This window comes from Bacillus licheniformis DSM 13 = ATCC 14580 (genome assembly GCF_000011645.1).
GTDB classification, from domain to species: Bacteria; Bacillota; Bacilli; order Bacillales; family Bacillaceae; genus Bacillus; species Bacillus licheniformis.
Genome location: NC_006270.3, coordinates 762,143 through 782,724, shown reverse-complemented (window position 1 = coordinate 782,724; position 20,582 = coordinate 762,143). Strand labels below are relative to the sequence as shown.

The window sequence follows — 20,582 nt, the reverse complement described above, 5'->3', positions numbered from 1 at the left end:
TATATCTCCCCCGTGCTACCGCTGTAAACTGGCTTTCATTTCTTCGACCGATTCGACTTCGAACCCTAAATCATGAAGCATCTTATGGTCCTCTGTTTCATTCTGTCCTGCCGTCGTTAAATAGTCTCCGACGAAGATTGAATTGGCGGCATACAGCCCCAACGGCTGCAAGGAGCGGAGGTTGACTTCGCGCCCCCCTGAAATGCGGATTTCCTTTGTCGGGTTGATAAAGCGGAACAAAGCTAAAACCTTTAAACAATAAAGCGGATTCAATTCATTGACCCCTTCCAGCGGAGTCCCGTCGATCGCATGCAAAAAATTAACTGGAATCGAGTCGGCATCCAGCGCCTTTAAGCTTTTCGCCATATCAACGACATCCTGCTTCGTCTCTTTCATCCCGACGATGACGCCCGAACATGGGGACATCCCGGATTTTTTGGCTGTTTCCACAGTGTTCACCCTGTCATCATACGTGTGGGACGTTGTAATATTTGAATGGTTGGTTTTTGATGTATTGATGTTGTGATTGTACCGGTCTACTCCGGCTTCCTTCAGCCGCTCGGCTTGCCCGGGCTTTAGCAGTCCGAGGCATGCGCAGATTTTTAAACCGTACGTTTCTTTGATTTCTTTAACGGCGTCGACCACTTGATCGACTTCTCTGTTGGACGGTCCTCTGCCGCTCGCCACGATGCAGTATGTTCCGATATTTAAATCGTGCGCACGCTTTGCGCCTTCAAGCAAGGTCGTTTTGTCGACCATCCGGTAGCTGTCGATCGGCGCTTTTGATATCGAAGACTGCGAGCAGTAGCCGCAGTTTTCCGGACAAAGGCCGGATTTTGCATTCATAATCATATTGAGCTTTACTTTTTTTCCGTAGTAGCGTTTTCTGATTTGAAAAGCGGCATGCATAAGCAGAAGAACGTCGTCATCCGGGCATTCCAAGATGGAAAGCGCCTCTTTTTCAGTTACTTCCCCGCCATCCAGCACACGTTCTGCAAGTTCCATCCACTGATTCATTTTTCTGCCCCCATTTGCATTTGATTCATAATCAAGGAAACATCGACATGATCCTTGATCATGTGGTGAATTTGTGTTGGTGAAGCGTCTTCAAGCTTCGGTGTAACGCCGAGGAGCGGCACACCGCAAAATCTTTCAATCATGTCCGGATTCGTCTGTTCGTCAAGTCCCGGCCGGCTGCTGATGCCGTTGATCACGATGCCGATCACGCGTATCCCCATTTGTTTTGCGTATTGGGCGGTTAAATACGTATGGTTGATCGTTCCGAGATTGGGACGCGCCACAATGACGGCCGGCAAATCGAGCGCTTTGATCAAGTCGCTGACGAAATAATCCTCCCCGAGCGGCACAGCAATTCCGCCTGCCCCTTCAACGATGAAGCACTCGTGCCGATCCTTTATCTTTTTCCAATGGTTCACGGCATCTTCCAGCCCGACTGTCCTCCCTTCGAGCTTCGCAGCTGTGTATGGTGCAAGCGGCTCTTTAAAAATAAAAGGCGTAACCTCTTCATCAGTAAGAGGCGTTTCAGACATGTTCTTTAAAAGAGCTGTATCACTCTGCGGATCGCTAGCGAGCTCGCCGCTCAAAAACGGCTTAAACACGCCGACATCTACATGCTGCTCTTTCAGTAAAGCGGCAAGACCGCAAGCGATAAACGTCTTCCCGACTCCCGTATCTGTTCCCGTTACAAAAAAACCCTTCATTTCACCAAGTTCAACTCTCTTCCCATTAATTTAAACCCCTCTAATAGATCTTCAATATCTTTCAACCTGCGTTCTGCGGTGACGGTCAGCCTGATCCGGCTCTCTCCTTCTGCAACAGTCGGCGGTCGGATGGCCGGGGCTTCAATCCCCTTCTCCTTCAGGCCGTTTGCAAATTGAACAGCTTTTTGGGGATCTCCGATCATAACGGGTATGATCGGCGTATCTTCTCCGTTGACCGTAAACCCGATATCCACGAGACTCCGTTTGATCGTGTTCACCGATGATTGCAAAAGCCGGCGTTTAGCCCGGCTGTCTTCGATGATATCTAAAGCTTTGCATGCCGCCGCACAGCTTGCGGGCGGGACAGCTGTTTGAAAGATAAACGTTCTCGCATGATTCAGCAAAAAATCGATCAATGTTTTAGAACCTGCGACGAAGCCGCCTTCTGCGCCTACAGCTTTACTTAACGTACCGATCACAACATCGGGAGAGACGCCGAAATACTCGCTCGTTCCCCTGCCGGCTTCTCCCAAAACCCCTGTTGCATGGGCATCATCTACGATAACAAAGGCCCGGTACTGCTTGGCGAGCAGCATGATTTCGTCAAGCGGCGCAATCGTGCCGTCCATGCTGAACACGCCGTCTGTCACAATAAAGCGGCGTGCACGGCTCTGTGCGGCGCGGAGCTTTTCTTCAAGATCATTCATATCCTTGTGGCGGTAAACAACCGTATCAGCTTTTGAAAGGCGGCAGCCGTCGATGATGCTGGCGTGGTTCAATTGATCGCTTAATATGACGTCTCCTTTTTCAGGCAAAGACGAAAGCACGCCGACATTGGCCAAATATCCGCTTGAAAACAAGAGAGCCGCTTCCGTCTGCTTAAAACCGGCGATTTTCCGCTCAAGTTTTTCATGCCATGCGGTATTGCCTGACGTCAGCCTTGATCCTGTGCTTCCGGCTCCAAAGCGGCGGAGCGCTGTTTCTGCGGCATGAATCAGCCGTTTGTCGTTCGCCAGGCCCAAATAATCGTTTGACGCCCAATTCGTACGTTCAGCTTGAGGCAGTTTAAGCGAGCGGTAAAGCCCGGCTGCTTTCGTCTTTGCGAGCCGGCTGCTGAGCCATTCGTCAATACGCACGGCCTGTAACCTCTTGAATCGCTTCTTTCATAATCGACACCATGGCGCGCAGGTCATCGGCGGTGCTGGCGAGCGGAGGAAGAAATGCGACAACATCCCCGAGCGGCCTCGTCAGCATGCCAAGCTCTCTCATTTTCAAAGACACCCGGTATCCGATTCGCTCTTCGGGCGGATAAGGCTGCCTCGTTTCCTTCGACTGAACGAGCTCGATCCCGCTCATAAAACCGAGCTGGCGGATGTCGCCGACATGAGGGAGCGCTGCCAGATCATGAAAGAGCGATTCCAGTATTTTCGACTTTTCCGCAACTTGAGCGACGATTTTTTCCGATTCGAACAGGCGCAAATTTTCCAGCGCAACGGCACAACCAAGCTGGTTCCCCGTGTATGAGTGGCCGTGGAAAAACGTTTTGAGTTTGTTGTAGTCATCATAGAACGCCTCATAAATTTCCTCTGTCGCAAACGTTACGGCGATCGGCAAATAGCCTCCGGTAATGGCCTTTCCAGCCGCCATCAAGTCAGGTTGAACACGTTCATGCTCACAGGCAAACATTTTCCCGGTTCGGCCGAACCCTGTCGCCACTTCATCGACAATCATTAAAACGTCATATTTCGTGCAGAGCTCCCGGACGCCTGCCAAATATCCTTCAGGCATCACGATCATCCCTGATGCCCCTTGAACCATCGATTCGACCGACAGCGCGGCGATCTCATCGTGCCGCTCGCTCAGGAGCCGTTCGAGTTCTGCGAGACATTCATCGCGGCACTCGTCCGGGTTGCCGCTTTTCGAGCGGTATACGTATGGAACGTTCACCTTAAAGCTTTCAAACATAAGCGGCCCGTATACATGGTGGAAGAGCTCGATTGCACCGACGCTGACAGCGCCGATCGTATCGCCGTGATAGCCGTTTTTCATCGAAATGAATTTTTGTTTCTCCGGCTTGCCGATGTTTTTCCAATATTGAAAGGCCATCTTCAGCGCGATTTCCATTGCTGTGGCGCCGCTGTCCGAATAAAAAACACGCGTCAGATTTTCCGGCGTGATCTTGATTAACACCTCGGCAAGTTCTGTCGCCGGAACATTTGTCATTCCCAGCAATGTCGAATGAGCGATTTTGCCGAGCTGTTTTTTGATGGCCTCATCCAGTTCCTTCTTGCGATGGCCATGGACATTGAGCCATACTGAAGAAAATCCGTCGTAGTACACCCTCCCGTCGATATCTTTCAGCTTGATTCCCTGCCCGCTTTCGATGATCAGCGGGTTTTCGTCATAGTCTTTCATTTGGGTAAAAGGCAGCCAAAGATATTGTTTGCTTTTCTCAACGAATGATTGATTCATGATTTACCTCCTGACCAATGAATACAGGCTGTTTTTCCAAATCGTCTATGCAGCTTTTTACATCTGCTGATCCATCAACAAAAAAAATCCGGCAGCCGCTTTCGTCCCCATGCTCTTTCATCTTTGTCATCCGCTGATAACCCAGCTTTTTAGCCGCAACATAGCCCGTTATGTAATCAGGGTCATCCGACCAGCATAATTCGGCGATGACGGCCGGGTGCTCACATACCTTTGAGGCGATGGCAAGCGCCTCTTTCAACCGTGGATTTGGCGGCACCCCGCACAAAGCGGCCCACCTTTGAAAATCGGCTTCCGGCCAATCGAGCCGCGAGACGCGCACTCCTTTTTCTTTTCTTCCGTCAATCCGCCGGCCGGAATGAATATCAAACAAAACGGCGCCCCTCACGCCCCAGTATTCGGCAATGCCTTGAAACGCTTTTTCAACCGCGCTTTCCGGCACGCCGGCGCGGCTGATCAGCTCACGGGCGAGCGCTTGTCCTTCTTCCGCTGATACCGTTTCATTCGTTTCAATGCGCAAAGGTTGAACAAGCTTTATCGGTTCGTTTACAAGATCGAACTGAATTTGCATAAAGTCCGGCCTGCCCCGCGAATGAGACATACCTTTTTCCAATAAATCGCTGACGGCATCATTTAAACCGATGAAAGGCACAAGCCGCTCTCCTCCGGATATGTGTTTTCCCCCCTCTTCATGGGGACCGTTCTCGGAGGCTCTCATTCTCACACTGTAATACGCTTCCCCCTTCATGCTTTCATCCCCCTTCTCGTTCATATGTTAACCTATTATTAATTAGAGTTAACATTACAATAAAATATTAGTATTCCTTTCCTGATATGTCAACATCGCGTCCAAAACACCGGTTTGTTGGAAATAAAAAAGACAAAAGAGATGTCTCTCTTTTGTCTTTTTTTAGAATTATCTAGCTCTTTCAATCTGCCAATCGAACGGGTCAGATAAAAGCGACCAGTCGGCCGCCATCTCCGAATCTGTTAAAAGGCATCGATCCGCTTCTGCGGTAATTTCAGACGGCGACAGATCCAATCCGATAAAGACGAGCTTTGTATGGCGGTCTCCGAATTCTTCATTCCATTCTTTTAAAAGCTCAGGGTTCTGTCTGAGAATTTGTTCCTGTTCCGGTTTGGACAGTGCGGCCACCCAATAAGAGATCGGTTCCAGCGACACGGAAGGACCCGCCTGCGACATCAAAAGGGCAAGGGTGTTGCGCGTCGCACACCAGGCTATTCCTTTCGCCCTGACGACGTTTTCCGGCAGCGAATGAATCCAGTTATAAAACCGCTCTGTATGAAAAGGACGGCGCGCTTCGTATACAAACGAAGATATTCCGTATTCTTCAGTCTCAGGCGTATGCTGGTGGTGTCCTTGGTTTAATTCCCTGATCCAGCCTGCTGAACCGCTCGCTTCGTCAAAATTGAAGAGACCGGTGTTTAAGACGGCCTTCGGATCGACCTCTCCTTTGACCGCTCTGATGATGTTTGCTTTAGGCTGCAAAGTTTTCAGCACTTTCTCAAGCTTTTGCAGATCTTCCTCGGAGACAAGGTCGCATTTATTCAAAATCAGCACATCGCAGAACTCGATTTGATCGATGAGCAGATCGGCGATGTCGCGTTCATCCTCTTCGCCGACAGCCTCTTTCCGGTCCAGCAGGCTGTCCCCCGACTGAAAATCGTGCCAAAAACGATTGGCGTCGACAACCGTCACCATTGTGTCCAAGCGGCAGAACCGGGTCAAATCAATACCCAATTCTTCGTCGATGTAAGAGAACGTCTGAGCGACCGGGATCGGTTCGCTGATACCGGTCGATTCGATCACGATATAATCAATATTTCCCTGCTTCGCCAGCTTTTCGACTTCAACCAGCAAATCCTCTCTGAGTGTGCAGCAAATGCAGCCGTTTGACATTTCGACCAGCTTTTCATCCGTCCTCGACAGGCCGCCTTGCTTGACAAGCCCTGCATCAATGTTGACTTCGCTCATGTCATTAACAATAACGGCGACTTTCAGCCCTTGGCGGTTTTGCAATATGTGATTCAGCAGCGTCGTTTTACCCGCCCCCAGGTATCCGCTTAATACTGTCACAGGAATCTTTTTACTCATTTTTTCATTCTCCTTCCTCTTATCAAATCGTAATTATTACGATTTATATTTTATTTCACCACACTTTATTTAAAAATGCAAAGCGTCAGCTTCCAGATGATCATGATGCTCAAAACCGAAACGACTGAAGTGGCCATCTGTTTTCCCATAATGGCTGCCGCCGTTTTCATCCCCAGTTCCTTGGCAATTGTCCAAACCGTCACCATGCATGGAGTAAAGGTTGATGCCAAGTAAATGAGCAGAAAGAGCGTTGCTCCCGGCAGCATGTCAAGAAGCGCTCCATTCCCTTCATTGAACAAGAGAATGCCGTCTTTCCTGATCAGGGAAAAAACAAGGCCAGGCGCCGCATCTTCTGGAGCGCCGAACAGGCTTAAAACAGGCGAGACAAGCAATGTCACAAGACGGATGACACCGAGTTCATTCAATACGGTCGCCGCCAGGCAAATGATGAGAAAGATCGGCATCGCCTGAAAGATAAATTGCTGAAGCACTTCTTTTACTCGAAAGACGATCCCTTTCCAGGACGGCTTCTGCAAAAACGTTTGCCGTCGCTCGAAGTAAGCGGCCCATTTCTGATCGATGCGATACCATATCCGGTTATGAACGGCCGCTGCGGCAACAAGAACAGCGAGGTAAGGAATAAACAGCCACTCCCTTCCCGCAGCATGAAAAATCGACAGCGTCGCACCGATTTGGTAGCTGCACGCTGATCCGAAAGAAATAAACGATACACAGCGCTTTCTCGTACACATGCTGCATGACCGCGTCTGCTGAACGGCCACGACATTGCAGCCAAATCCGGTCAAAAGCGGAACTAAATCACGGCCGTTCAGACCGATCTTCCGCATCAGCGGGTCCAATGAATCGACGATCCGGTCCTTTAAACCCGAATCATCCGCTGCCGCATTCGCTATAGACATAAACAAAACGACAGGAAACGCCCAAACAAACGAGTAAATGCCAAGGGATAACAGGCCATAGTTCCCCGCCAATGCCGCGCCCAGCCATGACGGCAAGCCCCCGACCGCATTTTGGAGCGGACAACCGCCCATTTGTCCGCAGATTGCTGCACCCACTCTGATGTATGATAAGCCAATACGATCGGCGCCATAAACAACAAACATAAAAGTGCAGCGCTCACTACAGGCCCCGCTACGGGACGATGAAACACAGACTGCTGAACAGCCACACTTTCAAGTTCAATCTGTTTCATCCGCCTCCGTTTGAGCGGATGAAATTCAGCCTCTTTTCTTAAAAAAGCGATGATCCGCTCTTTTTTATCGTCTGTCACGGTTCTCGTATCAACCAGCAGGACCGGGAGACTGTGCTTGGCCACTTGCTCAGAAAGCTTCCGGCGCATGGCGTCCGTCATTTTATCCTGAAACGTAACGATAAAGCAGACGCGCCGGGCTTCCGGCGGAATCAGCTCCAAGACCGCGTTCAGCTCTTCAGAAAAATGGGTGCCGCGCAAGACGGCAACCACCTCATCGGCCTTTTCAATCTCTTTTTTCAGCGCTCGTTTCGACACGCTGCCATCCTCCCGAATGCCCGGTGTATCAATGGCTTGCCAGCCCGGAAGGCTTTTGATCTCCCGTTCAGCCGCAAATATCGTCGATCCTTTCACATTTGCTGCTTCGCCTGCCCTCTGATCAGTGATCGCTGAAAAAAGCGTTGTTTTTCCGACCGATTCGAGTCCGATGAAGAGCATGCGCTGCCGCCGCGTTGGTTCTTTCAGCATTCACACTGCACCTCACAGCAGCTCAAATCTGTGAGAAACATTTGATTTTCCCTGTATTCTGTCAGCACCTTTTCATCGATCGAAAACCTTCGTTTTTTCAACAAATGCTCGGCGATGACGGCGAATCGCTGCCTGAATTTATAAATGAAGCAAAAGACCGCGTTTTGATGCTGAACGCTCGGCCCGATTAAATAAAGACCGTCCGTCACGGTCGACATGTCTTCATTTGTTAAAAGCGGCTTGCCGTTCTCTCCCCATTCAAACAAATGCTCGATTTGTTTTGCGCCGGAATGAAAGCCTGTCGCGATAATCGGCCGTGTTTCCGAACGGATCTTCCTCCCGTCTGACAAATATAAATCATAGGCTGGTCCGTTTTTCGCCAGTTTCTCTACAACGGCTTTTTCCAAAAACTGAACCTTCCCTTTTTCATACGCATCTTCTAGACGCTCCCATGTGTAAGGTGAAAGCGACCTGCTCGGATCGGCTTCAGCGTTTTCGCGGAGCGAATTCGGCATCACAACCGTCACATCGCTGCCATAGGACGCCAGTTGTACCGCCGCATCCATTGCGCTCTCATAGCCGCCTACCACGTAATAATGGGCTTTTTCAAATTGGCTCCATCTGGCAACCTTGCTGTTGTGGATGCCAATCTCTGCACCATGAAACGAATATTTCGGGAATTGGAATTCACCGGCTCCCCAAATAACGTCTTTGGCCTTCATAGTGCCTTTATCTGTTTCAACTGAAAAACCGCCGTCGTCTTTATGAACGCTGCGAACCGATGTGCCTTCTTGAATTGGAAGCTGAAAATGATCGGCCAAAAGCGCCAAATAATCTCCATACTCCCGTCCGCTCAAGTGCTCGCGTTGAAAAGTAAAGGCAGGGGATGTTCCCGGAGCAACAGCGTTTAAATCCAAAGCCCCGAATCCCTGCCCGGTAAAGGACGGCGTTATCAGTTTCATTTCTTCAGACCAGCTTCGGAATGAAGCTCCTGCACGGTCTTTTTCCAAAATCGTAAACGATTTAAAACCGAGTTTTTTCAGAACGATCCCCATTCCAATACCTGCGGGTCCCGCTCCAACAATGACGATTTCGCTATGCTGCAAAACAACCACTCCCTAAACGAAATCATTTCGATTTAATTTGCATGCTTTAGACATGACCACTTGATTTTATCACAGCATTGCCTCAAAATAAATAGGAACTATTTCGATTTACTGAAGAAAGGGGTCTCATCAATGGAACGCAAACTGCATTTGCCCGCAAAACCCGAACGCCACCGCCGCTTCGGATCTGTCGAAGCCGTGAAAGGAATAAAACCGACTGATAAAGAACAGATGAAGGATATTCAAAATACACCGAACGACTATTTTTTTGACATTGACCATGTCGGTGTCTCAAACGTTTCGCATCCGATTTTGATTGCTTCCTCGCTCAAGCCGTTTACACAAACGACGATCGGCGCTTTTTCCTTTACGACGAGCCTTGCGCGCGACCGCAAAGGAATCAATATGAGCCGCCTGACAGAACAGCTGCAGCGCTATCACGAAGCAAACTGGACGGTTGACTTCCATACACTGAAAGATTTTGCAAAGGATTTAGCCGGCAATATGGAACAGGAAAGCGCATCCGTCTCCGTCAGTTTTCCATGGTATTTCGAACGCATCAGCCCGGAAACCAAATTGTCCGGACTGATGCATGCCGATATCCATATGACAGTCTCTTATCATGAAAACAAAGGCTTTTCGCAAACCGCCGGCATCACCGCCCATGCGACGACGCTCTGCCCTTGTTCAAAAGAAATCAGCGAATACAGCGCCCATAACCAGCGCGGCATAATCAAGATCACCGCGCATATCAATGAACAGGCGGAGATGCCGGACGATTTCAAAGCCGAGCTTCTTGCCGCAGCGGAAACGAACGCAAGCGCAAAGCTCCATCCCGTCTTAAAAAGACCCGATGAAAAGAGAGTGACTGAACAGGCTTATGAGAATCCAAGATTTGTAGAAGACGTCCTCCGCTTAACAGCTGCCGACTTATACGAAATGGACTGGATCTCCGCCTTTGAGATCGAATGCCGGAACGAAGAATCGATTCACTTGCACGATGCCGTGGCGCGGCTATCGTTTTCCAAATGTTAAAAAGCTCGGCCGAAAAAATGGCCGAGCTTTACAATTTTAATGATGAGCGTGGTCAAGCAGACGATGCTGAACATCATAAAGAATGCCAGCGAGCCTCTTCTGTTTTCTTTGCGGCAGCCCATTGCTTTTATAAACAAGAGAACACATAATGCGGCCATCAGCAGACAGCTGAGCAATTCTTCAAAAGGCATATTTGTTCAAACTCCTTTTTCCATATCAAAACCGCCGGGATTTCCCGGCAGTCTCACTTACGATTGTTCAAGCTCTTCGATCAACAGCGACAGCTCTGTCCAGCGCTCCATTGCCGCTTCGAGCTCTTCGGCTGTTTGCGCCTGCTCTTCCATCAATGTCTGGATTTTGGCAAAATCGCTGCCGGCGGCGGCGATTTCCTCTTCAAGCCGTTTATGCTTTTCTTCCAGAGCGGCGATTCTGTCTTCGATGCCGTCCCATTCCAGCTGATCTTTATAAGACAGTTTCTTCCTTTTCTTTTTCTCAGGTTTGACAGGTTCTGCGGCTTCAGACGCCGGCTTTTGACGGCTGTTCTCCTTTTGCTTCTCCATATATTCGCTGTAGGAACCTTGAAAACGCGATACGTTTCCGCCGCCTTCAAATACAAGCAGCCTGTCGACTACGCGGTCAAGGAAATAGCGGTCATGGGATACGGTCACGACAACGCCGGGAAACTGCTCCAAATAATCTTCGAGCACGCCGAGCGTCTCGGTATCAAGGTCGTTTGTCGGCTCATCGAGGAACAGGACGTTCGGCTCCTCCATCAGCACTTTCAAGAGATAAAGGCGCCTCTTTTCCCCGCCTGACAGCTTGCGGATCAAGTTGCGCTGCACGCTCCGCGGAAAGAGGAACCTTTCCAGCATCTGCTCCGCTGTGACCACTTGTCCGTCGGCCGTTTTGACGACCTCAGCCGTCTCCTTGATGTATTCGACGACCTGCAGCGCATCGTTCATTTCGCTGTGATCCTGTGTATAATAGCCGATTCTTACGGTCTGGCCGATCGTGATCTGTCCTCCGTCAGGCTTAATGCGCCCGGCAAGCGCGTTTAAGAGTGTTGTTTTGCCGATCCCGTTCGGTCCGATGATGCCGATCCGGTCCCCCGGCACAATCAGTTCATTGAATGAACGGACAAGCTGATTCCCGCCGCGGCTGATGTCAACGCCTTCCGCTTCAATCACCTGCTTGCCGAGACGGTGGGAGCCGATCGCGAAATCAAGGGAAGAACCGGTTTCAGGCGCGTCCTGCTCCTTTAGTTCCTCCACCCGCTGAATTCTTGCTTTTTGCTTTGTCGAACGGGCTTTGGCCCCCCTTCTCAGCCAAGCAAGCTCCCTTCTGAGAAGGTTTTGCCGCTTCGTTTCGTTTTGTTCGGCGAGCGCTTCTCTTTCGGCCCGCTTTTCCAAAAACACTTCGTAGTTCCCTTTGTATGTGTATAGGCGCCCTCGATCCAGTTCATAGATCCTGTTGGTCACCCGGTTTAAAAAATAGCGGTCATGGGTGACGAGGACGACGGAGCCCGGATACCCGCTCAAATAGCCTTCAAGCCATTCGATCGTTTCATTGTCAAGGTGGTTTGTCGGCTCATCCAAAATGAGGAGGTCAGCGGGCTGAATTAATGTTTTCGCAATCGCAACACGCTTTTTTTGCCCCCCGGAAAGGGAGCTCACTTCTTTTGCCACATCCGCGACGCCAAGCTTCGTCAATATCGTTTTTGCCGCCGTATTCGCGTCCCAGGCGCCATGTTCGTCCATTTTCCCCTGCGCCGCCAGCAGGTTTTCCTGCTTCTTCGGATCATCAGGCGCCGCATTCAGCTCCTGAAGCGCCTGCTCATACGTCCTCATCGTCCGCATCATCACGGAATCTCCCGAATAAATGTGCTCAAGCACGGTTTCCGGACCGTCCAAATCAGGATCCTGATCCAAGTACTCGATATGGAGGCTGCCGGGCTTTGTGATGTCTCCTTTTTCGGTCGATTCATGGCCGGCGATCACTTTCAGCAAGCTGCTTTTTCCCGTTCCGTTCGGTCCGATCAAGCCGATCCGTTCGTTTTCTTCAATATGGAACGATATATGGTCAAATAATGTTTTGTCTCCGTAAGTTTTATATAAACCTTCCGCTTTAAAAATGCTCATCTGTCTACCAATCCTAACGTAATGTCATAACTTTATTTTAATGCAGATGATGCAAGAAAACTAGTGAGAGCTTTTTCGCGGACATTATTGAAAGACGGCCGGAAGCCAAAAATATGCGCTGATCACAATCAAGAAGACACCTGCGATATTGAGCCAAAAGCCCGCCCTGACCATATCCTTTATCGTCAGCAGATTGGAGCTGAAGACGGCCGCATTCGGCGGGGTGGAGATCGGAAGCATGAAGGCGCACGATGAAGCAAGCGCAGCTGCCGCCATCAGCCCGTACGGCTCGACCTGAAGCGCGGCGCCAAGGCCGATCGTCATCGGAATCACCATATTGGCGACAGCCGTATTAGACATGATTTCAGTCATAAATAAAATCGCAGCCGTCAAAATAATCAGGACAAATAAGTAAGGGTGGCCTTCCAACAGCTTGAGCTTGCCGCCGATCCATGCTGTCAGATTGGTCGCCGAAAAACCGGCCGCAAGCGACAAGCCGCCTCCAAACAATAGAAGCAGTCCCCATGGCAGCGACTGCATATCCTTCCATTCCAAAATCCGTTCATCCTTTGTACTCGGAATTAAAAACAGCAGAACCGCTCCGAAAATCGCGATCGACGTATCTGATATTTGAAACGGAAGGATAAATTTGAACATCCACAAACATGCGGTTAATAAAAAAACGGTAAAAACCGATTTTTCCTCCCTCGTCATTGCGCCAAGCGCCTTTAAATCATGATCGATAAAATCAGGCTTTTTTCCTTGAAAAGCGCTCACTTTAAATTTTATTTTCGTTAAATAAACATATAAAATGGCAAGAAACAGAATGGAAACCGGGAACCCGAATAAAAACCATTCAAAAAACATAATTTCGTGATTGAGCATCTGCTTGGACATCGCGGCAAACACCGCGTTCGGAACGGAACCGACCAATGTGGCAAGTCCGCCGATCGACGCCGCATACGCGACAGCCAGCAAAATGCTTTTGCTGAACTTCTGCAGCGATTCGCCTTTTAAAATTTCTTTTTCCTGCACTTCTTTAATGACTGCTAGCGCTACGGGAAGCATCATCAAAGCGGTGGCAGCATTCGAAATCCACATCGATAAAAACGCAGTCGCCGCCATCACGCCAAGCACGATCCGGTGGCTTTCAGCCCCGATCCGCTTTAAAATGTGCAAAGCCATCCGTTTATGAAGATTCCATTTTTCGATGGCGATCGCAATGATAAATCCCCCCATATACATAAACACAATCGGATCGCCGTATGCTTTGGCCGTCGTTTCCATATCTAAACCACCCAATGTCGGCAGCAAAATGACTGGCAAGAGCGATGCCGCCGGAATCGGCACGGCTTCCGTAATCCACCAGACGGCCGTCCAGGCTGTAACCGCAAGAACGATTCGCGGCGCGTAAGCCAGCTCAGCTTCCGGTATCAAGCCGAGAATCAGCAAAAAACTGATCGGCCCCAATAACAATCCGGTCAGTTTAGTCGTTGTATATACTCTCATCTATCCCATCCCCCTTGAAAGCGGTTTCCCATTCATCACTTTTCGCTTTGACCGGGGAAAATTCCTCTAAAAAATTTAAAATAAAATTTTAATAAATGAAAAATTAGAAAAGCCCGCCGATTTTGCCAGCGGGCCTGTGAAAGTTCTAGTCTTCAAATTGGTGTTCCGCCATCTTGGCAAGGTTTTGCGCGTTGCTGCTGATCTCCTGCATCGTGGCGGAAATTTGTTCAACACCTGCGGCCTGGCCGCTCGTATGTTCATTGATGACTTCGATCGAATGCTCAAGGTCTTTTAATAACGCGTGGATTTTCTTCGTGATTTGGTCAATCTGGCCGACGTTTTCTTTTGAGTGTGTCGCAAGCTTGCGGATTTCGTCGGCGACGACGGAGAACCCTTTTCCTGACTCTCCGGCTCTCGCCGCTTCAATCGCCGCGTTCAGCCCGAGCAGGTTGCTTTGATCTGAAATGCCTTTTACGGTGACTGAAATTTTCTCGATTTCTCCGGCGCTTTCACTGACTTCCTTCGCCTGCTTGGAGATGTCGGACATTTGTCCGGAGAAGCCGCTGACAGATTCGGCGATATCCTGAATGGCCGAAGCCGTCTGCTCGACGATGACCGACAGGCTTTCCGCGACGCGGTGAAGCTGATCCGATTTTTCAAGGCTCGTGCCGAGCCCGACTCCGCCGATAACCCTTCCGTTCTCGTCGTGGAGCGGGATCGCTCTCGCCGCAAGAGGGAAGCCGAACAGCTCCTTAGGCACCATGCTTACTTTCTTTTTGTTTTGGCGGATGGCGTCTGTAATAATATCGCCTTCCTGCAAAGGGTCACCCGCTTTGACATTCAGGGAAAATGTCTTTCCCGGGATGTTGACGATCAGCTTTTCGGTATCGTAAATCCCCACTGTCACATCGTCCTGAATCAGCTGATTCAGGAACGGCGCCACTTTCACAAAAGCATCCAGCAGCGGGTGGATGTCCGTTTTTACTGCTTCATTCATGTATCAAATCCTCCTCTTAATATGGAAAACTCCTTTTTTGGTGCTGGACGGAAATCCATTTTAATGTCGTAAATTCGTCAAGGCTCCACTCTCCGTTCAGCCTTCCGATCCCCGATTGCTTTTCACCGCCGAAAGCGACATGCGGCTCATCGTTGATCGTCGTGTCATTGACATGGATCATGCCCGTCTCGATTTGCTTTGCGATGGCAACGCCGCTCTCCACATTTCCCGTGTGTACGGCTCCGCTCAGTCCGAAAGGCGTGTCATTCGCGATCTCAACCGCGTCTGCTTCGGTCTCAAACGGCATGACGCATACAACCGGACCGAACAGCTCTTCCTTGGCGACAGACATATCAGGCGTGACATCCGCAAGAATCGTCGGCTCGACGAGATTGCCTTTAATATCGCCTTTCAGAAGCGGTGTGGCGCCTTCTTCGATGCCTTTTTCAATCGATTTTCTTAAATGTTCAGCTTGGCGTTCATTAATAACAGGGCCGATAACGGTTTCAGGGTCCAGCGGATCGCCCGTTTTAAGCCCGGATACTTTTTGGCTGAACAGCTTTAAAAATTCCGGATACACTTCTTTTTGAACAAGAATCCGGTTGGCCGACATGCAGATTTGCCCTTGATGTGTGAAGCGGCTGAAAGTCGCGGCATTGACGGCGTATTCCAAATCGGCATCCTCGAGAACGATCAAGGCGCTGTTTCCGCCGAGTTCAAGCAGCGGTTTTTTGAAATGTTTGATCGCCAGCTGCCCGATATAGCTGCCGACCTTCGTTGAACCGGTAAACGAGATGATTCGCGGAATCGGATGCTCAACGAAGCTGTCGCCGATTTCCCCGATATCTGTGACCACGACATTCAGCAGTCCCTTCGGAAGACCGGCTTCTTCAAAAATCTTTGCAATCAGCGTGCCGCCGCAAATCGGTGTTTCCTCATGCGGCTTTAAAACAACGCCGTTCCCGGCGCCAAGCGCGGGCGCAACTGATTTTACAGATAAAAAGAACGGAAAATTGAACGGACTGATGACGCCGACCACTCCCGCCGGAATGCGGTATATCCGATTTTCTTTCCCATCAACCGGTGAAGGGAGAATTTTGCCTTCCATTTTGAGCGGGAAGCCCGCCGCTTCTTTGATCATATTGACGACAAGATCGATTTCAAAAGCCGCTTTCAGCCGTGTTCCGCCAAGCTCCTCCATAATGAGAAACACAATCGCTTCTCTATTGTCTTCAATATAAGCCGCGGCTTTTTCTAAAATTGCCCTTTTTTCATAGGGATTGACGCCATCCCATTTCTTTTTCGCCTCAAGCGCAGCTTTGTAAGCCGCATCGACATCCTCCCGCGTCGCTTTCCGAAAAGAGGCAATCGTTTTATGGGTAAAAGGATTCAGATCGGCCAACACGCTTTCACTTTGGCCGTCTCTCCATTCCCCTCCTATGTATTGACGGTTGAGGTCAGTTATTTGAATCATTCAGTCCATCTCCTATCAAACAGTTTTGGGAAAAGTTAGACTACATCTTATGTATCGGCAATCTTTCAAGAAAATTCAATCTTATGGGTCTTTTGGATATAAAAAAAGATTTTACCGATAAATCGGTAAAATCCGGATACAAGGGGAACAGCACCGCTCAGTTTTTCTGAGCAAGATAAACGGTTGTGATCAGCATTGATAAATATTGCAGGATATATAAACCTGTTATTAGGAAAAATGAAAAGGATATTCCTTGGAAAATGATCACCAACGCCCAGGCAATTAAAATGGCCGCCATTGTAATGTTCCAGGAGAGCGCCTTAGCCTGATAGCTAATCTTCTGCTGGCGCTCATCGAACAGCCTCTCTTTTTTTCCAATTCGTCTGTTTACTTTGTAAACAATTGCGATCCCGAGCACGCCTATTCCTAAGCCCGCTAAAGCGATCAGTATGTTTGTCATCGTTTCAGTCAATATTTTCATCCCCCTCAAAAATAAATAAATCTTCAATCAGACATTCAAAAATTTGAGCCAGTTTATGCGCCAGAACGAGTGAAGGTTTATATTTTCCCTTTTCAAGGGAAATCACCGTTTGCCTCGACACATTAAGCCTTTTAGCCAGTTCTTCTTGTGTCATGTTCAGCGAAGTGCGCTTTTCCTTTATTAACGTTTTCATCTTTCCTCCATTGGGAATGTAAAGTTCACTATACGTAAAGTATACTTAACAAAAAAATAAAATGTCAAGTTAACTTTACAATAAAAAAAGATAGACAAAACAGGTCGTCCTCCTGTTCATCTATCTTTTCTTTCCCGATTTTTTCAGGGCCTCTTTTTACGCCCCTAAATCGACATTATGGTAAACTTGCTGAACGTCTTCCAGATCTTCCAGCGCGTCAATCAGCTTTTCAAACTGTGCGCGCGCGTCCTCTGGAAGGGCGACGTCATTTTGCGCGAGCATCGTCAGCTCGGCCACCGTGAACTCAGTAATGCCGGCGTTTTGCAGCGCCTCCTGTACGGCGTGGAACTGATCGGGCTCGGCATAGACGATCACTGCATCGTCTTCCTCTAAAATATCACGGACATCGATATCCGCTTCCATCAATAATTCGAGCGTTTCATCAGCCGTTTTGCCTTCAAAGCCGATGACGGCCGTCGGATCAAACATGTAAGCGACAGATCCGCTCACTCCCATGTTTCCGCCGTTTTTGCCAAATGTGGAGCGCACATCGGCAGCCGTGCGGTTGACGTTGTTTGTCAACGCGTCAACGATCACCATCGCTCCGTTCGGACCGAAGCCTTCATAGCGCAGCTCGTCGTAATTTTCCTCAGAGCCGCCCTTCGCTTTTTCGATCGCCCGCTCAATAATCGCTTTCGGGACATTGTATGTTTTGGCGCGCTCAAGCACGAATTTCAGGTTCTGGTTCAGTTCGGGATCGGGCTCTCCCTGCTTTGCCGCCACATAGATTTCGCGGCCGAACTTCGCGTAGATTCGGCTCGTATTCGCATCCTTGGACGCTTTCTTCTCTTTTATATTGTTCCATTTACGGCCCATGATGTAACCACTCTCTTTCAACATTGAATCTTTCATTCACAAAATCTATTATACCGCAGGGCCGGGCGATTTCATCAAATTGATGCATCGAATTTACGACATTTTTTTGGAAATCCGCCCTAAGACGCGAGTTTTCCGCTGTTTTTCTTCTGCTTTTTTTTCACAAACAGTAACAAAAATTCCTGCAATCAAAACACGATTCCGGTCAAATGAACGAATGTAATAAAAAGCAAGCACCGTAAACAATCAGCGCATAATAGTCGCAGCCACACTATCAAGAAAATAATTGGTTACAGTTTGAGATGACATCGCTTTTCCTCCTGATATATGGATAAATAACTGGCTTTACGAAAATATAGGAAAATAAAAAAGGATGTCACCATATAATATGAGACACCCTTCTTAGGCACAATCTTTGATCAAACTCTAAACTGCTTCCGCTAAAATCATAAACCGGTACTGTGTGACGTCAAAATAGCCCTTTTCTTCGATCATTTTATGAATCTCGTACAATTCATCCTTATATTGATTCACTTCAAAACCGAGCGCCTGCCAGGGAATGGCTTTCAAATAATAGACCAGAGCCCCAATATCATAAAACCTTTGAGTCGGACACTCTTCTCTGCTTTTTAAAATCTTAAAATCATGCTTTTCCATCTCTTTTAACGCTGTTTCCAAGTCCCAATCCTTAAATTCTTCATTTAGCGGCACGCCAAGTTTTTCATTTATTTCTTCGCAATCAAGCCCGCCGACTTGCTGAGTGAGAAACCGTCCTCCTTTTGAAAGGATTCTCCTCACCTCTTGTACTGAATATGATTCGTGTTTATTGATGATCAGGTCGAATTGGCCGGATTCAAATGGAAGATCTTCATCATCATCAATTTGAACGACCTGAACCCCTAAAGGCGTCAATCGTTCCTTGGCGACTGGCACATTAGGCAAATAACATTCAGTAGCGTATGCTGACGAAGGAAACGGCCCCAATTTGGATAAAAACTCGCCGCCGCCTGTCCCCATATCCAACATTGATTCGGAATCCTGGATAAGAGACAGAGCCATGCTTCCGTATGACCATGAAAGCAGGTCGCTTTTCATTCGTCCTGTGTCTTCAATGAAAGAAAAATCCCAGCCGCTGAAAGGCTTATCTGCGTGTTTTAAAAATGATAAAAATGTTTTGTCATTCATGATATTTCCCTCCAATTTTTATGTCTAAAAATGTTTTAAACGATTGGAGGGCCTCTCGCGAATATGGAAGGTTTTTATATTTCATGCTCTTGCAGATTCACTTTAATCGCACCCCGTTTCATGGCTTTAAAAAAGAAGCCCTGTAAAAGGACTTCAGCGAACATTAACCCCCAACCGGCAGCTCCGCTGTTTGAACGCCGCCTGACGCCTGATTGTGGCTTTGGGATAAAGCAGCTCCGCCTAAGACCATAGCAGTTAACGACAAGCAAAGAATTAATTTTTTCATGACAATACCTCACTCCCTAATGATCTCATTTTGTTTTCGGCTTTCATGAATATTTTAACAAATTCCAGCGCTTTCTTGTCATCTCCTTTTTTCTCAAAATAGCTTGAGATGAGCAAAGAAAGATCGCAGACACCGTCTAAATCATTCATCTCGTCCAAGGAATGGATGTCGTCTTTGATGCTTTTTACGTTTTCATGGCAATACAGCTCATAAATAATATTTATTTTCTTTTCATAATGCTTATTCCCGTTTTTCTTTAATTCCTCCTGTCCTTTTTTATGATAGAACAGGGCCGCTTCTGTTTCGCCGATTTTGAAAAACTCTCTGGTCAGCATGTAAAGCGAGTTGATATAGTAGCTTGACTTGCACCATTCGGCGTTGCTCAAAGCATGCTGGACGGCGAGAATGCATTCCTGAGACCGGCCGGAATTGGAATACAGAATGCTGATATTGTGATGAAGCATCGCTTCTAAAAATGAATCGTCAATCTTTTTGGAAATTTCAATCGATTCTTCAAAGTACTTCTCCGCATCTTTAAAGCGCTGCATCTGCATGTAATTTGTCCCCATCACAACTTGGGAAATCGCCAGCTTTTTTTCGTACCCGTCATGCATTTTGTAAATATTCATCGCGTCTCTCGCATAATTGAGAGAAACCGCATTTTGCCGAAGAGACATATACAGCCAGGACACTTTAAAATAAAACTCGGCCGCTTCAATCTGATCGGGCACCTTCGCCAGTTTTTTCTCGGCAACCTTGTACAGACTGATCGCCCGCTCAACATTCTTGTTGTACGCTTCATGCATCGCCTCAAAAAAGTAGAAATAGTAATCAATCATATGATCCGTCTGCTCGATGCACTCGATCTGCGAATCATTAAAATAAGACTCCCGCGGCAGCCGCTCTCCCCTCGCATCATAAAGCATCATCCGGTACCGCTCCTCAAGAAGCGAAAAATAAGCCAGCACATTCTGATCCTCTTCCATCTCGGAAAACATCGACTTCGCCTCATCAAAAAGATGCTTTGCCTGCTCAGTATCGTGCTTTTTAATGGCCAAATGGAATTCGTTCAACACCCCCGCAACCACCTCTGAAGCGACCTTGCTCATGCCGAACCCCCTCTTTCTTTTTAAGATTGTTCTCTATCTTTAACATGATCTTATCACACGTGTAAATTTTTGTAATGACCTTTTGTCAATTAGTAATCTGTTTTTGTCAACAATTGAAAAAGCCTTTT

Annotated in this window: 21 protein-coding genes; 1 reads left to right on the top strand and 20 read right to left on the bottom strand. The window is 48.2% G+C overall.

Features of this window, described 5'->3' with window-relative positions; genetic code table 11:
• Positions 1-15: 15 nt before the first annotated feature.
• The 9 genes from bioB to TRNA_RS25305 form a co-directional block, all read right to left on the bottom strand.
• Entirely contained in the window at positions 16-1,017 is a 1,002-nt protein-coding gene (bioB, locus tag TRNA_RS25345) for a biotin synthase BioB (RefSeq protein WP_003179696.1), read from the bottom strand.
• A complete protein-coding gene (gene bioD / locus TRNA_RS25340; RefSeq protein WP_003179691.1) occupies positions 1,014-1,721 on the bottom strand; it encodes a dethiobiotin synthase in 708 nt (235 codons plus the stop codon). Before bioD ends, bioB begins: the two co-directional genes overlap by 4 nt.
• A complete protein-coding gene (gene bioF / locus TRNA_RS25335; RefSeq protein WP_003179689.1) occupies positions 1,718-2,857 on the bottom strand; it encodes an 8-amino-7-oxononanoate synthase in 1,140 nt (379 codons plus the stop codon). The genes bioD and bioF overlap by 4 nt, the downstream gene beginning before the upstream one ends.
• Positions 2,847-4,193: an adenosylmethionine--8-amino-7-oxononanoate transaminase gene (gene bioA, locus TRNA_RS25330; RefSeq protein ID WP_011197638.1), complete on the bottom strand. Its 1,347-nt coding sequence runs from the start codon at positions 4,191-4,193 to the stop codon at positions 2,847-2,849. Before bioA ends, bioF begins: the two co-directional genes overlap by 11 nt.
• A complete protein-coding gene (locus tag TRNA_RS25325) occupies positions 4,174-4,959 on the bottom strand; it encodes a 6-carboxyhexanoate--CoA ligase (RefSeq protein WP_003179683.1) in 786 nt (261 codons plus the stop codon). Before TRNA_RS25325 ends, bioA begins: the two co-directional genes overlap by 20 nt.
• Before the next feature lie 168 nt (positions 4,960-5,127).
• A complete protein-coding gene (locus tag TRNA_RS25320; protein ID WP_011197637.1) occupies positions 5,128-6,327 on the bottom strand; it encodes a GTP-binding protein in 1,200 nt (399 codons plus the stop codon).
• A 65-nt stretch (positions 6,328-6,392) separates the two neighbouring features.
• The gene (locus tag TRNA_RS44060; RefSeq protein ID WP_223307073.1) at positions 6,393-7,343 is read right to left on the bottom strand and encodes a nucleoside recognition domain-containing protein; all 951 of its coding nucleotides are present in this window, start codon (positions 7,341-7,343) and stop codon (positions 6,393-6,395) included.
• On the bottom strand, positions 7,238-8,065 hold the full coding sequence (locus TRNA_RS44055; protein ID WP_011197635.1) for a GTPase: 828 nt from the start codon (positions 8,063-8,065) through the stop codon (positions 7,238-7,240). Before TRNA_RS44055 ends, TRNA_RS44060 begins: the two co-directional genes overlap by 106 nt.
• Positions 8,059-9,171, bottom strand: a complete 1,113-nt coding sequence (locus tag TRNA_RS25305; protein WP_011197634.1) for an NAD(P)/FAD-dependent oxidoreductase — start codon at positions 9,169-9,171, stop codon at positions 8,059-8,061. The genes TRNA_RS44055 and TRNA_RS25305 overlap by 7 nt, the downstream gene beginning before the upstream one ends.
• Before the next feature lie 132 nt (positions 9,172-9,303).
• Between TRNA_RS25305 and folE2 the strand changes: the two genes are divergently transcribed.
• Positions 9,304-10,206 carry a GTP cyclohydrolase FolE2 gene (folE2, locus tag TRNA_RS25300; protein ID WP_003179674.1) on the top strand — a complete coding sequence of 301 codons (903 nt, stop codon included), beginning with the start codon at positions 9,304-9,306 and terminating at the stop codon, positions 10,204-10,206.
• On the opposite strand, the gene TRNA_RS25295 is transcribed toward folE2, so the two are convergent.
• The 11 genes from TRNA_RS25295 to TRNA_RS25245 form a co-directional block, all read right to left on the bottom strand.
• Complete coding sequence (locus TRNA_RS25295; protein WP_009329081.1) at positions 10,203-10,397, bottom strand: hypothetical protein; 195 nt, start codon at positions 10,395-10,397, stop codon at positions 10,203-10,205. The genes folE2 and TRNA_RS25295 overlap by 4 nt on opposite strands.
• A gap of 57 nt (positions 10,398-10,454) precedes the next feature.
• On the bottom strand, positions 10,455-12,344 hold the full coding sequence (locus TRNA_RS25290; RefSeq protein ID WP_003179669.1) for an ABC-F family ATP-binding cassette domain-containing protein: 1,890 nt from the start codon (positions 12,342-12,344) through the stop codon (positions 10,455-10,457).
• 84 nt (positions 12,345-12,428) lie between these two features.
• On the bottom strand, positions 12,429-13,853 hold the full coding sequence (locus TRNA_RS25285) for an SLC13 family permease (RefSeq protein WP_003179667.1): 1,425 nt from the start codon (positions 13,851-13,853) through the stop codon (positions 12,429-12,431).
• Between the two features lie 145 nt (positions 13,854-13,998).
• Positions 13,999-14,400, bottom strand: a complete 402-nt coding sequence (locus TRNA_RS44385; protein WP_370510519.1) for a methyl-accepting chemotaxis protein — start codon at positions 14,398-14,400, stop codon at positions 13,999-14,001.
• A gap of 466 nt (positions 14,401-14,866) precedes the next feature.
• Complete coding sequence (locus TRNA_RS25275) at positions 14,867-16,324, bottom strand: aldehyde dehydrogenase family protein (RefSeq protein ID WP_003179663.1); 1,458 nt, start codon at positions 16,322-16,324, stop codon at positions 14,867-14,869.
• A 157-nt stretch (positions 16,325-16,481) separates the two neighbouring features.
• Entirely contained in the window at positions 16,482-16,805 is a 324-nt protein-coding gene (locus TRNA_RS25270; protein ID WP_223307071.1) for a DUF2178 domain-containing protein, read from the bottom strand.
• Positions 16,789-16,998, bottom strand: coding sequence for a helix-turn-helix transcriptional regulator (locus TRNA_RS25265; RefSeq protein WP_003179660.1), 210 nt, complete (start codon positions 16,996-16,998; stop codon positions 16,789-16,791). The genes TRNA_RS25270 and TRNA_RS25265 overlap by 17 nt, the downstream gene beginning before the upstream one ends.
• A 156-nt stretch (positions 16,999-17,154) precedes the next feature.
• A complete protein-coding gene (locus TRNA_RS25260) occupies positions 17,155-17,874 on the bottom strand; it encodes a YebC/PmpR family DNA-binding transcriptional regulator (RefSeq protein ID WP_003179658.1) in 720 nt (239 codons plus the stop codon).
• Positions 17,875-18,300: 426 nt separating this feature from the next.
• The gene (locus tag TRNA_RS25255; protein ID WP_009329088.1) at positions 18,301-19,059 is read right to left on the bottom strand and encodes a class I SAM-dependent methyltransferase; all 759 of its coding nucleotides are present in this window, start codon (positions 19,057-19,059) and stop codon (positions 18,301-18,303) included.
• Positions 19,060-19,222: 163 nt separating this feature from the next.
• Entirely contained in the window at positions 19,223-19,345 is a 123-nt protein-coding gene (locus TRNA_RS25250; protein ID WP_011197633.1) for a PhrK family phosphatase-inhibitory pheromone, read from the bottom strand.
• Positions 19,342-20,454, bottom strand: coding sequence for a Rap family tetratricopeptide repeat protein (locus tag TRNA_RS25245; protein ID WP_003179651.1), 1,113 nt, complete (start codon positions 20,452-20,454; stop codon positions 19,342-19,344). Before TRNA_RS25245 ends, TRNA_RS25250 begins: the two co-directional genes overlap by 4 nt.
• Positions 20,455-20,582 lie beyond the last annotated feature (128 nt).

Coding starts and splice junctions, on each gene's coding strand:
- TRNA_RS25320 (WP_011197637.1), bottom strand. CDS start 6,327: ATGAGTAAAAAGATTCCTGTGACAGTATTAAGCGGATACCTGGGGGCG.
- TRNA_RS25325 (WP_003179683.1), bottom strand. CDS start 4,959: ATGAAGGGGGAAGCGTATTACAGTGTGAGAATGAGAGCCTCCGAGAAC.
- bioD (WP_003179691.1), bottom strand. CDS start 1,721: ATGAAGGGTTTTTTTGTAACGGGAACAGATACGGGAGTCGGGAAGACG.
- TRNA_RS25290 (WP_003179669.1), bottom strand. CDS start 12,344: ATGAGCATTTTTAAAGCGGAAGGTTTATATAAAACTTACGGAGACAAA.
- TRNA_RS25275 (WP_003179663.1), bottom strand. CDS start 16,324: ATGATTCAAATAACTGACCTCAACCGTCAATACATAGGAGGGGAATGG.
- TRNA_RS25285 (WP_003179667.1), bottom strand. CDS start 13,853: ATGAGAGTATATACAACGACTAAACTGACCGGATTGTTATTGGGGCCG.
- TRNA_RS44385 (WP_370510519.1), bottom strand. CDS start 14,400: ATGTCCGACATCTCCAAGCAGGCGAAGGAAGTCAGTGAAAGCGCCGGA.
- TRNA_RS25295 (WP_009329081.1), bottom strand. CDS start 10,397: ATGCCTTTTGAAGAATTGCTCAGCTGTCTGCTGATGGCCGCATTATGT.
- TRNA_RS25260 (WP_003179658.1), bottom strand. CDS start 17,874: ATGGGCCGTAAATGGAACAATATAAAAGAGAAGAAAGCGTCCAAGGAT.
- TRNA_RS25265 (WP_003179660.1), bottom strand. CDS start 16,998: ATGAAAACGTTAATAAAGGAAAAGCGCACTTCGCTGAACATGACACAA.
- bioA (WP_011197638.1), bottom strand. CDS start 4,193: ATGAATCAATCATTCGTTGAGAAAAGCAAACAATATCTTTGGCTGCCT.
- TRNA_RS25245 (WP_003179651.1), bottom strand. CDS start 20,454: ATGAGCAAGGTCGCTTCAGAGGTGGTTGCGGGGGTGTTGAACGAATTC.
- TRNA_RS25255 (WP_009329088.1), bottom strand. CDS start 19,059: ATGAATGACAAAACATTTTTATCATTTTTAAAACACGCAGATAAGCCT.
- TRNA_RS25250 (WP_011197633.1), bottom strand. CDS start 19,345: ATGAAAAAATTAATTCTTTGCTTGTCGTTAACTGCTATGGTCTTAGGC.
- folE2 (WP_003179674.1), top strand. CDS start 9,304: ATGGAACGCAAACTGCATTTGCCCGCAAAACCCGAACGCCACCGCCGC.
- TRNA_RS44055 (WP_011197635.1), bottom strand. CDS start 8,065: ATGCTGAAAGAACCAACGCGGCGGCAGCGCATGCTCTTCATCGGACTC.
- bioB (WP_003179696.1), bottom strand. CDS start 1,017: ATGAATCAGTGGATGGAACTTGCAGAACGTGTGCTGGATGGCGGGGAA.
- TRNA_RS25270 (WP_223307071.1), bottom strand. CDS start 16,805: ATGAAAATATTGACTGAAACGATGACAAACATACTGATCGCTTTAGCG.